At 35.7% G+C, this 13,872-nt stretch carries 8 protein-coding genes, 1 tRNA gene and 1 pseudogene; 6 read left to right on the top strand and 4 right to left on the bottom strand.

Annotated elements, in window-relative coordinates:
- Positions 1-2 precede the first annotated feature (2 nt).
- Positions 3-1,919 carry a RagB/SusD family nutrient uptake outer membrane protein gene (locus tag ACRD7A_RS10325; protein WP_430811082.1) on the top strand — a complete coding sequence of 639 codons (1,917 nt, stop codon included), beginning with the start codon at positions 3-5 and terminating at the stop codon, positions 1,917-1,919.
- Positions 1,920-1,980: 61 nt separating this feature from the next.
- The gene (locus ACRD7A_RS10320) at positions 1,981-3,237 is read left to right on the top strand and encodes a sulfatase/phosphatase domain-containing protein (RefSeq protein WP_430811083.1); all 1,257 of its coding nucleotides are present in this window, start codon (positions 1,981-1,983) and stop codon (positions 3,235-3,237) included.
- A 47-nt stretch (positions 3,238-3,284) separates the two neighbouring features.
- On the opposite strand, the gene ACRD7A_RS10315 is transcribed toward ACRD7A_RS10320, so the two are convergent.
- Positions 3,285-4,967, bottom strand: coding sequence for an ISL3 family transposase (locus ACRD7A_RS10315; RefSeq protein ID WP_430811084.1), 1,683 nt, complete (start codon positions 4,965-4,967; stop codon positions 3,285-3,287).
- 88 nt (positions 4,968-5,055) lie between these two features.
- Between ACRD7A_RS10315 and ACRD7A_RS10310 the strand changes: the two are divergent.
- The 4 genes and pseudogenes from ACRD7A_RS10310 to ACRD7A_RS10295 all read left to right on the top strand — a co-directional run.
- Positions 5,056-5,952, top strand: a pseudogene (locus ACRD7A_RS10310) (xylose isomerase); the annotation flags it as partial.
- A gap of 404 nt (positions 5,953-6,356) precedes the next feature.
- Positions 6,357-7,751, top strand: coding sequence for a D-xylose transporter XylE (xylE, locus tag ACRD7A_RS10305; protein WP_430811085.1), 1,395 nt, complete (start codon positions 6,357-6,359; stop codon positions 7,749-7,751).
- Positions 7,752-8,371: 620 nt separating this feature from the next.
- Positions 8,372-8,458, top strand: a tRNA-Ser gene (locus ACRD7A_RS10300).
- A gap of 272 nt (positions 8,459-8,730) precedes the next feature.
- Positions 8,731-9,963, top strand: coding sequence for a site-specific integrase (locus tag ACRD7A_RS10295; RefSeq protein ID WP_430811086.1), 1,233 nt, complete (start codon positions 8,731-8,733; stop codon positions 9,961-9,963).
- Positions 9,964-10,037: 74 nt separating this feature from the next.
- On the opposite strand, the gene ACRD7A_RS10290 is transcribed toward ACRD7A_RS10295, so the two are convergent.
- From ACRD7A_RS10290 to ACRD7A_RS10280, 3 genes are read right to left on the bottom strand one after another with little or no spacing between them, the layout of a single operon-like run.
- Positions 10,038-10,568, bottom strand: coding sequence for a cytidylate kinase family protein (locus tag ACRD7A_RS10290; protein WP_430811087.1), 531 nt, complete (start codon positions 10,566-10,568; stop codon positions 10,038-10,040).
- Between the two features lies 1 nt (position 10,569).
- On the bottom strand, positions 10,570-11,463 hold the full coding sequence (locus ACRD7A_RS10285) for a viperin family antiviral radical SAM protein (RefSeq protein ID WP_430811088.1): 894 nt from the start codon (positions 11,461-11,463) through the stop codon (positions 10,570-10,572).
- A 60-nt stretch (positions 11,464-11,523) separates the two neighbouring features.
- Positions 11,524-13,803, bottom strand: coding sequence for an NERD domain-containing protein (locus tag ACRD7A_RS10280; protein ID WP_430811089.1), 2,280 nt, complete (start codon positions 13,801-13,803; stop codon positions 11,524-11,526).
- Between the last annotated feature and the right edge of the window lie 69 nt (positions 13,804-13,872).

The following is a 13,872-nucleotide window of genomic DNA, read 5'->3' as shown; positions in this document are numbered from 1 at the left end:
CAATGAATAAGTTATGTAAATATTTTAGTAGTGTGGCAATCATAGCAGTAATGACTGTATTTACAAGTTGTGAAGATTTTCTACAACGTGAGCCGCAAGATTTCTTATCTGAAGAATCATATTTTAATAAACCGTCAGATTTGGAATTGTTTGTCAATAAGTTTTACGCATCATTTAAAGTAACTGATGTGTATGGACAATATTCACTATATTCGGTTGATAATAATAGTGACAACCAAATAGGAGGTTCAGCTGATATAAACCTGGTAAAGGGTTATAAGCTAGTACCCGCTTCGGCAGGTAAAAAGGTAGGCGATTGGTATTTCAACAATATTCGTGAGTGTAATTACTTTATCGAAACAGTTGAAAGTCGAATTAATGAAGGAGTTCTTGATGCAGATCATGGAGATGTTCAACATTTCAGAGGGGAAAACTATTTCTTTAGAGCCTGGTTTTACTTTAACAAATTACAAGCTTTTGGCGATTTTCCAATAATTAAAACTGTATTGGCAGATGATACCGAAACTTTAAGTAAGGCTAGTAAGCGTGCTCCACGAAATGAGGTAGCAAGGTTTATTCTGGATGACCTTTCAAAAGCTATTGAATTATTAGACGATGGCCGTTCTAAAAATCGAATTAGTAAATCAGTTGCTTACTTATTAGCATCACGTGTTGCATTATTTGAAGGCACTTGGCTAAAATATCATAAAGGTACTGCCCGTGTACCGGGAGGCGAAGGATGGCCAGGAAGCGCCTTGTATCCTGATTTTTCATTCAATGCCGGAAGTGTTGATGACGAAATTAACTTTTTTCTTGATAAGGCAATGAGCTTTGCAAAGCCTGTAGCCGATAATGTTGAGTTATCTTCAAATTACCAGGAAATGTTTGTTTCAACAGCCTTAGAGTCGGTTGATGAAGTACTACTATTTAAAACATACAATGTTGGAACAGTAACCGGACATGGAGCTACGCATTACCTGCAACGAACTGGTGGTGGTAGTGGTTATACTCGTTCGTTGGTTGAATCATTTCTGATGAACAATGGTCTGCCGATTTATGCAAATGGTTCCAATTATCAAGGAGATGTTAAAATATCTGATGCTGTTACAGACCGAGATATGCGATTCCAACAATCTGTATTATCCGAAGGCGATGTCCGTAAAGTCAATTCTAATGGTTCAAAAGAATATTTTGATTACCCGATGCTATTGTTAGGATCTGGTTGGCAAGGGGTTTCGTCAGGGTATCAGCTGGAGAAATGGATGAGTACCGATCCACAGCAGGCTCTTTCATCCACAGCAGGAATTACTGATTGCCCAATTTTTAGAGCTGCAGAGGCTTATTTAAATTACATCGAAGCGGCCTATGAACGAAATGGCAATCTGAATGCCACTGCCACTGCCTATTGGCATGACATCAGAGCACGTGCCCAAGTTGATACTGACTTTCAAAAAACAATAGCAAATACAGATTTATCGAAAGAACGTGATTTGGCAACTCATTCAGGCGAAGCTCAGGTTGATGCAACTTTATACAATATTCGTCGTGAACGACGTAGTGAATTTATAGCTGAAGGGATGCGTTTAATGGATCTTTATCGTTGGCGTTCTTTGGACAAAATGGAGAATTATATTGTTGAAGGCTATAACTTCTGGGACCATTATTATACCGATTGGGATGGTATGCTTGAAGAAGGAGATAATATCTCTTATTCGCCAGAGAATGGAGGTTCAAAATACTATCAGCCATTCCGTCGCTCTGAAACAAATATCGCTTTTGAGGGATATACGTTTCCGCAAGCACATTATTTGAGTCCAATACCTCTTGACCAATTTGCGTTAACCAATTCAATTCGCGATGATGGAGTTTTATATCAAAATCCAGGATGGTCTAAAATTGCTGCAGCACCCGCTGAATAAATAAAATACAAACAAGAGTACTTTATCTGAAGTGCTCTTGTTTTATTCATTACCCTCTTATATGTACAATTACTCTTATACTTCTTTTTTCTTTTTACTACTTCTCCCGCTCTTTCTATCAGGATGCAATAAGAAGAACAGGCAACCAAATTTTCTTATTATAATATCGAATACGCATGATACTAAAATGTTCAGTATCTATGATAATCGATTTATAGAAACACCGAACTTAGATAAACTAGCTAAAGATGGAGCGGTTTTTCGAAATGCATTTATAAGTAACTATAATGTAGACTGTAATAAGGCAGCTTTATTAACAGGTAAACATATACTATCGAGTCATCATTTATTCGATAATGATGATGCCGGTAATAAACAGGCTTCATTTCTTAAAGTACTTAAGGATGTAGGCTATCAAACAATGGTTTTTGGGCAATGGTATCCCGAAGGTCAGTCTTTAAAATATGACACTTTTGATATATCTAAAGTTAGGCGTGAAGATGTACGAAGTCATCAATGTAACAATGACCTAATTACTAGAAAGGCTATAAACTGGTTGAGCAATAAAGGTCATTCGCAACCGTTCTGCCTGATTGTTAATTATGATAGCGGTTTTCTAAATCATAAATCATCAAAAGGGGGATCGAACAATCAAAGTTTATCTTCTTCAATGGCTGACGAGTCTAAATCGAATCTGGAAATCGGTAATTCTTATCAGGAGTATATTGCTTCAATTGACAAAAATATTGGCAATATTCTAAATTACATGGATAATGGAGGAATGATTAAGAATACGGCTATGCTATATACATCCCTTCAAGGTAATACAATAAATGACGTAAAAGCAAAGGAACATCATGTTAAGCATGAGCAAACAATGCGCATACCTTTAATTATTAAATATTCTGAATTAATTAAACCAATTGATATTTGCGAACTGGCCCAAACTATTGATATTGCACCAACTCTTGTGGATTTGGCGGGCCTAGAAGTGCCTTCAGTAATGCGAGGTATGTCATTAAGACCTCATTTAGAATATAAGTCTGCTAGTTCAAGAAACGAAATCTACTTTCATTATTCTGATAGCTGCAATATAAATAATCCTGTGTTACATTATGGAATTCACACAGGTAGATATAAATTAATATACTACAACCATTCGAATCAATGGGAACTATATGATCTTGAAAATGATCCCGACGAATTGAAAAACTTATATGATGACGACAATTCTCAGGTATTAATTAAACATCTTAAGGTAAGGTTACACAAAATTAAACGTGATTATTCTATGCAGAATGATAAGCGGATAATATAGAATAATTGTATTTAAAGTGAAGTTGGTTCTTCGTCAATTTTGGGGAATTAGCCATATTGAGACAACAACACTTTCCTCTTCAACAATTCAAAGTTTGCACGACCATACATTTGACGTTTGATGCTCTTAATCCTGTTTACATGACCTTCAACCGGGCCATTACTCCACTTAAGCTGTATTGCATTCTTTACAGCGTCAATATCCATCGCCATTCCTCTCGCAAAAGATGTGAGGCCAGGCAGTTTTTGCTTGGAGTCTTTTACTGTCTGAATCCATTCTTCGATATCACCAGTACCTTTTCTGATCATCTTTTTAAACTTGCGAACTAATTTTCGCACCTGCCGTAGCAAAGGCATATATTTTAAAAGCATCTGCATATAATTGCGTTCATCAAGATTCTCAATCCGATTCATGTTTCGCCCAATGTATTTTGCAAGCCGGCGAGTACTTAATGGTTTAATATATGGGATGTTCTGCTGGTTTATTTCAGATTGGCTCAGTACCATATTGCCAGTTGTGCCTTTAAGTTGTCTTATGTACTGGTATGCCTGGGAATTACCACCTGAATATCCCAATTGACGAATGTCGGCAACGATATCTTTCATCAAATAGCCAGCCTTTGAAATACTGTCAGTTATGTAAGACTTAAAATTCTCAATGTTGGTTCTTCTTGAATGTGATTTGGGCACCAACTCATCCATTGTAAAATACAGGCGTACAGTGTTACGACTAATGCCCAGTTCTCTCGCGATTCTCTTTTTCGGTATATTTTGACTTTGCAGTTCTTTAACTTTTTCAAAAACAGGTAGTCTCGAATCGAATCTTGGCAAAACGCTTGAAGTGCCCGTTATATTCTTTGATTCTGGTAGTTCTGCCTCTTGACACAACTCCATTGTTTTGGCCTTGACTAGTTTATTTATTTTGGGTGCCACGCTCTTAAAGTACGTATCTAAAGCTTCTGACAGGTTCATTAACAGGTGAAAACGATCTGCAACTTGTAGTGTACCGGGACTGGCAGAGTCAATCGCAGACGAATAAGAACTCGCTCTGTCCCTTGTAATTATTTCAATACCAGGATTCTTTTCGAGCCAGACTTCCAGATCTTCTCCCTCTCGTGTTGGCAGAAGGTCAATTGGCTTTGAGGTTTCCATGTCAACCAAAACAGTACCATAATTGACACCTTTCCGGAATGCCCAATCGTCGACACCAACCACTGTAAGTTTTCCTGGTTCCGGCGGTTGTAACCGGTAAGCAAGACGAGTGATGGTAGCCCGGCTTACTTTGACATTAAGTTTTTCAGACAATTTACTTCCTGCGCCACTTGTCATTTCAATGGCAATTTCAGATAATAGCTTATCAACTCGGAGCGTACGTCTGGCATATGGGAGAATATCATCATGTCGTTCTGTGAAAACCTTTCTTTGGCAGTTTGCATTCTGGCATTTAAACTTACGAATGCCTAATATGATTCGAGTAGAGTATTGAAATACTGGCAGATCAGTTATCTTACGGGCGTATCGATCGTGTACAGAATAACTGTATCTGTTACAAACCGGGCACTTTGCCTTCTTGCTGGTTATTGAAGCATGGAATGTAATTAATGATTGTTTATACTCGATATTGGAAATCTTGATTTTTGAAATTCGAAGGAGCTGTTTTAAGGTAATATATAATTGATTATCAATTATATAGATATAACCAAAAGCACCATCATAACCAAAGAAAAACACACATTAAATAACTGTACATCAATTAATTAAAGACACATCTCCTTGTCTGAATGTGGTTCCCCAAAGTTGACGAAGAACCAAGCTACTTTGGGGAACGGCTAACGTTTTCTCAAATGCACGTTACATGAATGGTGCTTCTACTAATCCTGATTTCACAGCTTTAGCACATGCTGCTACACAGGTTAAAAATGCCATTGATACAACGATTGCCTTAGGTGGTCAGAACTATGTATTCTGGGGTGGACGCGAAGGTTACATGTCATTGCTTAACACCAACATGAAAGCTGAGAAAGAACACCTGGCACAGTTCTTAACCATGGCACGCGACTATGCTCGCAAAAATGGTTTTACAGGTAACTTCCTGATTGAGCCTAAGCCAATGGAGCCAATGAAGCACCAGTATGATGTAGATGCTGAAACGGTAATTGGTTTCTTACGTCACCACGGCTTAGATAAAGACTTTAAATTAAACATTGAAGTGAACCACGCTACTTTAGCTCAGCACACATTTGAGCACGAATTACAGTGCGCTGCCGATGCAGGTATGTTAGGTTCTATCGATGCCAACAAAGGTGATTACCAAAATGGCTGGGATACAGACGAATTCCCAACAAGCATTCCTGAAACAGTACAGGCTATGATGGTTATTCTTCAGGCTGGTGGTTTACAAGGTGGTGGTGTTAACTTTGATGCCAAAACTCGCCGTAACTCAACCGACTTAGAAGATATCTTTATCGCTCATGTATCGGGTATGGATACTTTCGCTCGTGCTTTGGTTATTGCTGATGATATTTTAACTAACAGCGATTACCTACAACAGAAAGCAGCTCGTTATGCGTCATTCGATAGCGGTAAAGGGGCTGAGTTTGCAGCCGGTAAATTAACGATGGAAGATCTTCGCAAGATTGCTAAAGAAGCTGGCGAACCAGCAATGATTAGCGGTAAGCAAGAGCGTTATGAGCAGTTAATTAACATGTATATTTAAATTTAGGCAGTAGTTGAAAGGCAGTAGGCAGAAGTTTATTTACAGCTTCAATAAAAAAATCCCCCATCGCCTTACGGCACTTCCCCGAGGGGAAGATTTATAAACGTATCGGACAAGGGAAATTATAAACCTAAGCACTGTAATACTAACTAATATAAATTATTAATAATCCCGAAAGATGTAAAATGAACTCAAACCCAGACAAATTCATTGAATAGAGTCCGGGTGTTATCTAAAGAAATTAAAACACATTTGTAGTTCAGTCTTCAAACCCGCATCTTTCGGGATAACTTTAACAGTCAATAGTCTGTGGAAAGTAATCAGTAGTCGTGATACATTGTATCTTTTTATAAAACTACTGACCAATAACTATCTGCTACTGACTAACATTAAATCCGGGAATAATGAAAGAAAATCAGAATTTAGGCTATATCATGCTGTTAACATTGGTAGCAACCTTAGGCGGGTTGCTTTTTGGGTATGATACGGCCGTCATTTCGGGGGCCGAAAAATCCATTCAGGCCTTCCTTATCGATGGGCTTAACTTAAGCTCATTTGCACACGGAGCAACTGTTTCCAGTGCATTAATTGGTTGTATTATTGGTGGTGCCATCTCAGGTATTCTGGCTTCACGACTGGGAAGAAAGAAATCACTAATGGTAGCAGCTACCTTATTTTTTATCTCTGCCTTAGGTTCAGGAAAACCTGAAATCTTATTTTTTGAAGAAGGCAAAGCCACCATGGGCTTACTATACATGTTTAACGTCTACCGTATCATTGGCGGTATAGGTGTTGGTTTGGCTTCGGCTATTAGCCCAATGTACATCAGTGAAATTGCACCGGCTCACATTCGTGGTCGTTTAATTTCATTCAACCAGTTTGCCATTATCTTTGGTATGTTGGTGGTGTATTTTGTAAACTGGTCCATTGCTAAAGGGCAAACAATAGAATGGATTAACGAAACAGGCTGGCGCTATATGTTCTTATCAGAAGCCATCCCTGCCTCTTTATTTGGCATCCTCTTAATATTCGTACCTGAAACGCCACGTTATCTGGCCATGCAAGGTCATAACGACAAAGCATTAGGCATTCTGGAACGCATTAATGGCATCGATAAAGCCAAAAGCATTTTAAATGACATTAAAGAAACCGTTACTAAAACAGCGACTTCATCATCAAGCATCTTTTCGTACGGAAAAAAAGTGATAATCATCGGCATTTTACTATCAGTACTCCAACAATTTGTAGGTATAAATGTGGCACTTTATTACGCACCTCGCATATTTGAAAGCATGGGAGTCGCTAAAGATGCATCCATGTTGCAAACCATTGTAATGGGATTAATTAATGTGGTTTTTACCGTTGTTGCTATACTTACAGTTGACAAATGGGGACGTAAGCCTCTATTAATCACAGGTTCCATTGGAATGGCAGTTGGCATGATTGCCATTGGCCTATTATCATTCTTCGAAGTAATTGGCATCAGTACCTTGGTATTTATCATCGTCTACACCGCTTCGTTTATGATGAGTTGGGGACCAATCTGCTGGGTATTAATTGGCGAGATATTCCCTAATAAAATTCGTGGTAAAGCCATTGCTATTGCAGTAGCAGCACAATGGGCTGCCAATTACTTTATATCGTCAACCTACCCGGCCATGATGGAGTTTAGCGGTGGAATGACCTATATGTTCTATGGGGTGATGAGTATTTTATCAGCCATCTTTGTCTGGAAAATGATTCCTGAAACAAAAGGTAAATCATTGGAAGAAATGGAAGAAGTTATTGAGAAAATATAATTTAAACGAAACGCTCCGCTCTTTTATGAATGGAGCGTTAAATTTTGTCTCTATGACAAATTTGGTAAAGATGTGAAGTGATTGGCTTTAACTAGCAATTTATTAATGTATAAGGGTGGTGTGAGTTGCATCTGATTAACAATATTTTAATCTGGCAGATATGGTTGTTAAAACTATCCGCACTTTGTAAATCTAATTTAGAGACTGAAACTTTATGTATTAATGTGTTTTTAATGTGATATCAAACACAAATCCAAGGTTCGAACCTATCATTCATTTTTTCTTTTTGAGCGAAATGATATGAAACCGATAAAAATGTTAGAAAATTAATTTTGACTTGTTTTGTTGCTTTTTAGTCAAAAAATGCGTAGCATTACATTGATAAACAAAGGTTTATAAAAGCGGGTGACCTGCGAGGTGACCTAATTAAAAATGAAATTATAACAAAAAGAAAATAAGTGATTTACGAGATAGGTGTATCATCCTGGTACCCCGACAATTATAAGGGATGGACTATTAGGTTTATCCTTTTTTTATAGCATCTTCCTAAGTGCTTATTTTACTAGTCGTAAGGAAGAGATGCGTGAGAGGCAGTGACGGCTGTTTCGATAGAAAAGATTGGAGAGTTGGGTGAGTGGCTGAAACCACCAGTTTGCTAAACTGACGTACGGGCAACCGTACCGGGGGTTCGAATCCCCCACTCTCCGCTGAATAAAATGTCAATAGAAGACAGAAAAGAGACAAGTCCTACACTATCAATTAGTTGTAGGACTTTTTTTATGTCTTCATGTTTTGTCTGACTTACTTAAAATGCCTGTAAAAGACACGAAATCGTGACTAAATCGTGACCGAAAATTTTCAGGCAAAAAAAGGTCACGATTTGTCCAAAATTGGCAGTGCTTTGTCCAAGCTTGGCAGTCCTATAATCATTTCATTTTGAGATTGATAATGTAATTTTACAAATTGAAAAATGATGATTATGAGAAGTACATTTAATGTTCTTTTTTTCCTAAAAAAGAATGCAGAAAAGAAGGATGGAACAGCCCCTATCGTGGCCAGAATTACCATTAATGGAAAAAGCAGCCAGTTCAACACGAAACAATTCGTTAACAAAAATGACTGGAACGTAGAGTTAAACAGGGTTAAAGGCAGAAGTGCAGAAGCCAAGAAAATGAATAGCGTATTGGATGAAATTAGATCATGTCTCCGGAACGCTTATAATGACCTTACCCGAAAAGAAATAATTGTAACTGCCGAAAAGGTCAAGAATACATTCTTAGGTATAGGTCAGGAAAAATTCTTACTGGTTGAGTTATTTGAGGAATGCAACAGCATTTTGAAAAAGCAGGTTGGTATCACCAAATCAAAAGCAACTTACCAAAAAGCCGAAGTTTGCAAACGGCATGTATCCGAATACATAAAGGCGGAATATAAGTTATCCGATATTGATTTAAGAGAAATCAACCACTCCTTTATTGTTGGCTTTGAAACCTACCTGAATACTCATTGCAAATGCAATTACAATACAACAGCTAAATTCATTCAGAAATTTAAGAGCATCATTATTACAGCTCAGAAAAACGGTCAACTCCATAACGACCCCTTTGCCAACTACAAAATATCTTTAAAGAAGGTTGACCGTGGCTACCTGACCAAAGACGAGCTAAATAAAATAATAGAGAAAGAAATTAAAAATGAACGACTGGAGCGCATACGTGATATTTTTGTTTTCTCCTGCTACACCGGTTTAGCTTATATTGACATCAAAAACCTAAAGAAAGAACATATTATCCAAGGTTTTGATGGTAATCCATGGATAATGACCAAAAGGCAAAAAACCGATGTACAAACCGTAGTTCCTTTGTTGGATGTTGCCCAAGAGATTCTAAAAAAATACAAAGGGCTTCCAAAGGATGTATTGCTACCTGTACCAACGAACCAGAAAACAAATGCGTACTTGAAAGAAATTGGAGACCTGTGTGGCATTAATAAAAACCTCACCTTTCACCTTGCCCGGCATACTTTCGCAACCACCATTACCCTCTCAAATGGAGTACCCATTGAAACAGTTAGCAAAATGCTTGGGCATACGAATATTAAAACTACGCAAATTTATGCCAGAATTACGAATGAGAAGGTCAGCTCAGATATGCAGATACTGTCAGAAAAACTAAAGGAATCAGGATTGGATGCCAAGACATTATCGGCTTAGGCATTACAGACACAAAAAAAAAACTCCCGGTTGATTCATTGAGCCGGGAGTTTTTTATTCATTTATAATTTTGATTAGGCCAAAGCTTTAAATTCACTTAGGATTTTTTCAACAAGCTCTTCAGGAGAACTGAAACTTGTATCAATTATTAAATCATAATTGGTAGTATCAGTAAAATCAACACCAAAATTCTTGATAAACCGTTCTTTCATTTGCTTGTTTCGCTTTTGGATAGCCACTTTTGAATAATCTTCATCATTCCGTTTAGATGAAGCAATGCGATTAAACGCTATATCATCAGACACAGTAAGCAAAATGTGTGATGCATTTTTGACAAAATGAAATCCAAGTCTATAATCAATAACCAAGCTATCAGATTTATTACAATAATTTTTAAACCTATCGTCTATGATATTATCAAGCTCCGGCTTCTCAGAAAGCAATACTTGAAATTCATTAATTGTCATGTTGTAATCTTCCTTTGCTAATTCTCTGGAGAAATTTCCAACTGAAACAAAACTATAACCCAAAGCCTCAGAAAGCAATTTACCCACCGTTGATTTACCGGTTCCGGCTAATCCACTAATTGTAATATTCTTCTTCATACTAGGCTATTTCTGTTTTTATCAACGAATCATAAATACCACCTCTTTCTAAAAACTTACCATAGTTATACTCCATGCTATTATAAGCATCCTGCACCCCTACTTCTAAAATTGGTGAACTATATTTATGCCTACCTAAGCTGTTTTCAAAAAACCTTCCTGATGGGTCAATCATTGCATACGATGAAATCATTTGAGAATTGTCTTCTGATACTAAGCTATTAATATGTTTATGCCTGTCCAGAAATAAATCAAATTCCTCATTAGAAATGATATACTCATCTACTTTATTGTCGTTCTGCCCCTCAATAGGTAAAACTTGCATTACTTTCCATCTTTTGGGTTTTGCAAACTCAATGAAGTCAACAAAACTTTCGTTGTAATTAAATCTGTTTATTACCGTGTTTAATTTCAATTTGTAATTATTTACTCTAATTCTCTCAATTAATGAGTAATAATGCTCACGCAGTAATGGCCTCTTACCTTGTAATGCTCTGCCAATTTTAATATTAGAAAATTCGTTTAAGCTATCGATACTCAATCCAATCCAGTCCAAATGCGTTTTGTTCTTTTTTAGAAAGTCATCTGAAAGCTTTGTACCATTACTAATAATCATAGTTGTCATTCCCAGTTCCTTTGCCAATATAATTAGCTCAGGTAACCAAGGGCAAAGCGTAGGCTCTCCACCTGCAAAAGTTATTTTCTCAAAGCCAAAACCAGCCAATTGTTTTACAATTTCAATGGCTTTGTCTTTTGGTAAATGTCCTTTCGGTAAAATACTACTTTTCACATCCTGAAATGTCGCAAAACAAAAGCCACAGTCCATGTTACATGGTTCCCATAAGTGAAAGTTTACACTTGGGATAATCTCAATTGCACTAACTAATTTGTTCATAATATTCACGTTTAAAAAGTTAGCTTATAGCTATAACATGAATATTCTGTGAACAATTAATTACTCTAGATAACCTGCTTCTGAATTATACTCACCAATAGAATATGAATACACGATATTGTCAAACTCTAAATGCTTCCATATTTTATTTTTCTTTATTGCTGATATGATATCAAATGGAGAACAGTTATTATCATTTTTCCATAATTTTAAATCCTCTTTCTTTAAAATTCTATCTTGTCCCGGCTCTGGAAGCCCAGAAGGATTATGATGACTAACATTGTCAACATTAAATCCTTCAAATTCATTTATTTCAAGCAGTGTTTTAAACATTTGCGTTGTTCTCATTGAATACAAATCATCTCTTAAAATAATCGTCAATTCAAACAGACTTAGTTTTAAATACTTCTCATAGAAAATATTTTCGTCTCCCACATATACATTTGAAACAATTAATGGTTGGATGTTTAATTCATCTAAAGAACAATCAATTTTAAGTTCCTTTTTAATTTCAGGAAAATTATCTCTTATGTACTTTTCTCCTTTTTTAAGTTGATTTACAGCATGAATTTTAAAATTTTCCAATACATATTTATGGTCTCGTTTGGGATTTTCCTCTACATATGTATTTTTTACTTCTACAATGAATAATGTTTTTTCCTTATATGCCAACGTGTCAATATCCCCACTAATCCTTGTTTTATTATCAATGGTGTAATTATACTTATAACTTGGCTTAGATTCGAATCCTGCATTTTCAAAAAGCTCTGCTATATCCCTTTCAGTATCTTCAGTTTGTTTATTATGTGCTAAAATTTCATCTCTAACAAATCTTCGATGGAGTACTACTTCCCATTTCAAGTCTTTGTTTAATGCAGACAACCAGAAATATAAATCACCTATCTTTATAAAAGGAGTATCTTCAATGTTAATTAATTGGCCGTTCTTTAAGTTCAAGTCAATAGTAAGATAATCAATAATACCAGTCACATCATCCTTACTCCATTGAAAATATTGGATACAATTATTAATTAATTCGTTTTCTTCAAATACTGATACATAGTCAATTTGCCTTCTTTTTGAAAACACATTTTTAAACTCAGTTTCAAGTTGTCGCTTAAATACAGAGTCTACTTTCTTATTTTGAATACCAAAGAATCTACCTTGAGGAAATAAATTAGCCGCAAATACTTGAAGTAATAAGATAGCTTTTTCAAAGTCAACCTTACTTTCGGTTGATTCCGGTTTAAAAGCGAAAGGTATATTGAAAAACTTAAAATATTCTAAACTAGAATATTTCTTCATTATGTACTCTCTTCTCCACATGTCATTCTCCACATTACCCTTTCCCTTTAATTCATCTATATTTCCTCGAATGACTTTGTTTATTAGATAATGCTCATTGTATTTGTCTTTTTTTAAGCTAGTCTGGTAATCCATGTAGCTCTTATTTGTTAAAATTTCAGCTTCATTACCATCTATCATTTCAAAGTGAGCATTTCCAGTTAAAATGGAATTCACAATATTCTCATTCTCCGCTTTCGCAAACTGGAAATTAATAATACCCCTTATTTGTTCTTTAATATCACTTACATTTTCCTTTGGTAGAAATTTAGGATCAAAGTTGTTTTCAAAATATTCTTTTGGCCTTAATGGTGGCAATTCTTGATTTAATATTTCAGAAAATGTTTCAATGCAATATTTAGGCTGAGAATGCAACTTATTATTAGAATTATCCTTTCTTTTTGCATTAATGAACTTGTTTAGGATATGTATCAAATTAAGCCTGTAACTAATTATCTTGCTGTTGTCATTAATATTTTGGGGAGAGTAGTTTTTAAATTTCTGAAAAAACGATATTGCCTGAATGATAATATCTTCATAACTGAATTTTAAAATTTCTTCTTGATGTAAATTATCTTGAGCATCCCAATACTCCTTGTTATTTTTCAGAAATTCTAATTCTCTGTAGAATTGCTTTAGCTTTATATCTCTGGATGATTTAAAGGATTCAAATGTATCCCAGTGATAAGAGTACTTATAGCTTTCATAAAGTAAAATGAAGTCTTGTGCTGATTTAAAATCAATATCCACAACAGCTTCTAAAAACCTTGTACTGGCATTTACTCCTCTAGAAAAGTAATAATATAAAATCTCATCCCATAGGTCGGTTTGAGATAAATCCTTTACGAAATTTGACGCAAAATCAGACTTATAAAAAGTATCTGATACTTTCTTATCCTTAAACGGAGTATTTACTTTCAGGAATAAGTATTCTACATCAGAAAATGAATTGCCTTCTAATGCTGCTAACGCTTCTTTTAACTTAGTTTTATTCATATTTAAACATTATATAAGAGTTAGCTCGTGGCTAATAATGTTTAAATATATGCTTCAAAATTAAAAAAT

This window comes from Carboxylicivirga longa (assembly GCF_050589825.1).
Lineage (GTDB): Bacteria > Bacteroidota > Bacteroidia > Bacteroidales > Marinilabiliaceae > Carboxylicivirga > Carboxylicivirga longa.
Note: the sequence above shows the minus strand (reverse complement) of the source record. Positions and strands in the feature narration are given on the sequence as shown.

Excerpts from the sequence above, each read along its gene's own strand:
- ACRD7A_RS10325 (WP_430811082.1), top strand. The coding sequence starts at position 3 with ATGAATAAGTTATGTAAATATTTTAGTAGTGTGGCAATCATAGCAGTA.
- ACRD7A_RS10320 (WP_430811083.1), top strand. The coding sequence starts at position 1,981 with ATGTACAATTACTCTTATACTTCTTTTTTCTTTTTACTACTTCTCCCG.
- xylE (WP_430811085.1), top strand. The coding sequence starts at position 6,357 with ATGAAAGAAAATCAGAATTTAGGCTATATCATGCTGTTAACATTGGTA.
- ACRD7A_RS10295 (WP_430811086.1), top strand. The coding sequence starts at position 8,731 with ATGAGAAGTACATTTAATGTTCTTTTTTTCCTAAAAAAGAATGCAGAA.
- ACRD7A_RS10290 (WP_430811087.1), bottom strand. The coding sequence starts at position 10,568 with ATGAAGAAGAATATTACAATTAGTGGATTAGCCGGAACCGGTAAATCA.
- ACRD7A_RS10285 (WP_430811088.1), bottom strand. The coding sequence starts at position 11,463 with ATGAACAAATTAGTTAGTGCAATTGAGATTATCCCAAGTGTAAACTTT.
- ACRD7A_RS10280 (WP_430811089.1), bottom strand. The coding sequence starts at position 13,803 with ATGAATAAAACTAAGTTAAAAGAAGCGTTAGCAGCATTAGAAGGCAAT.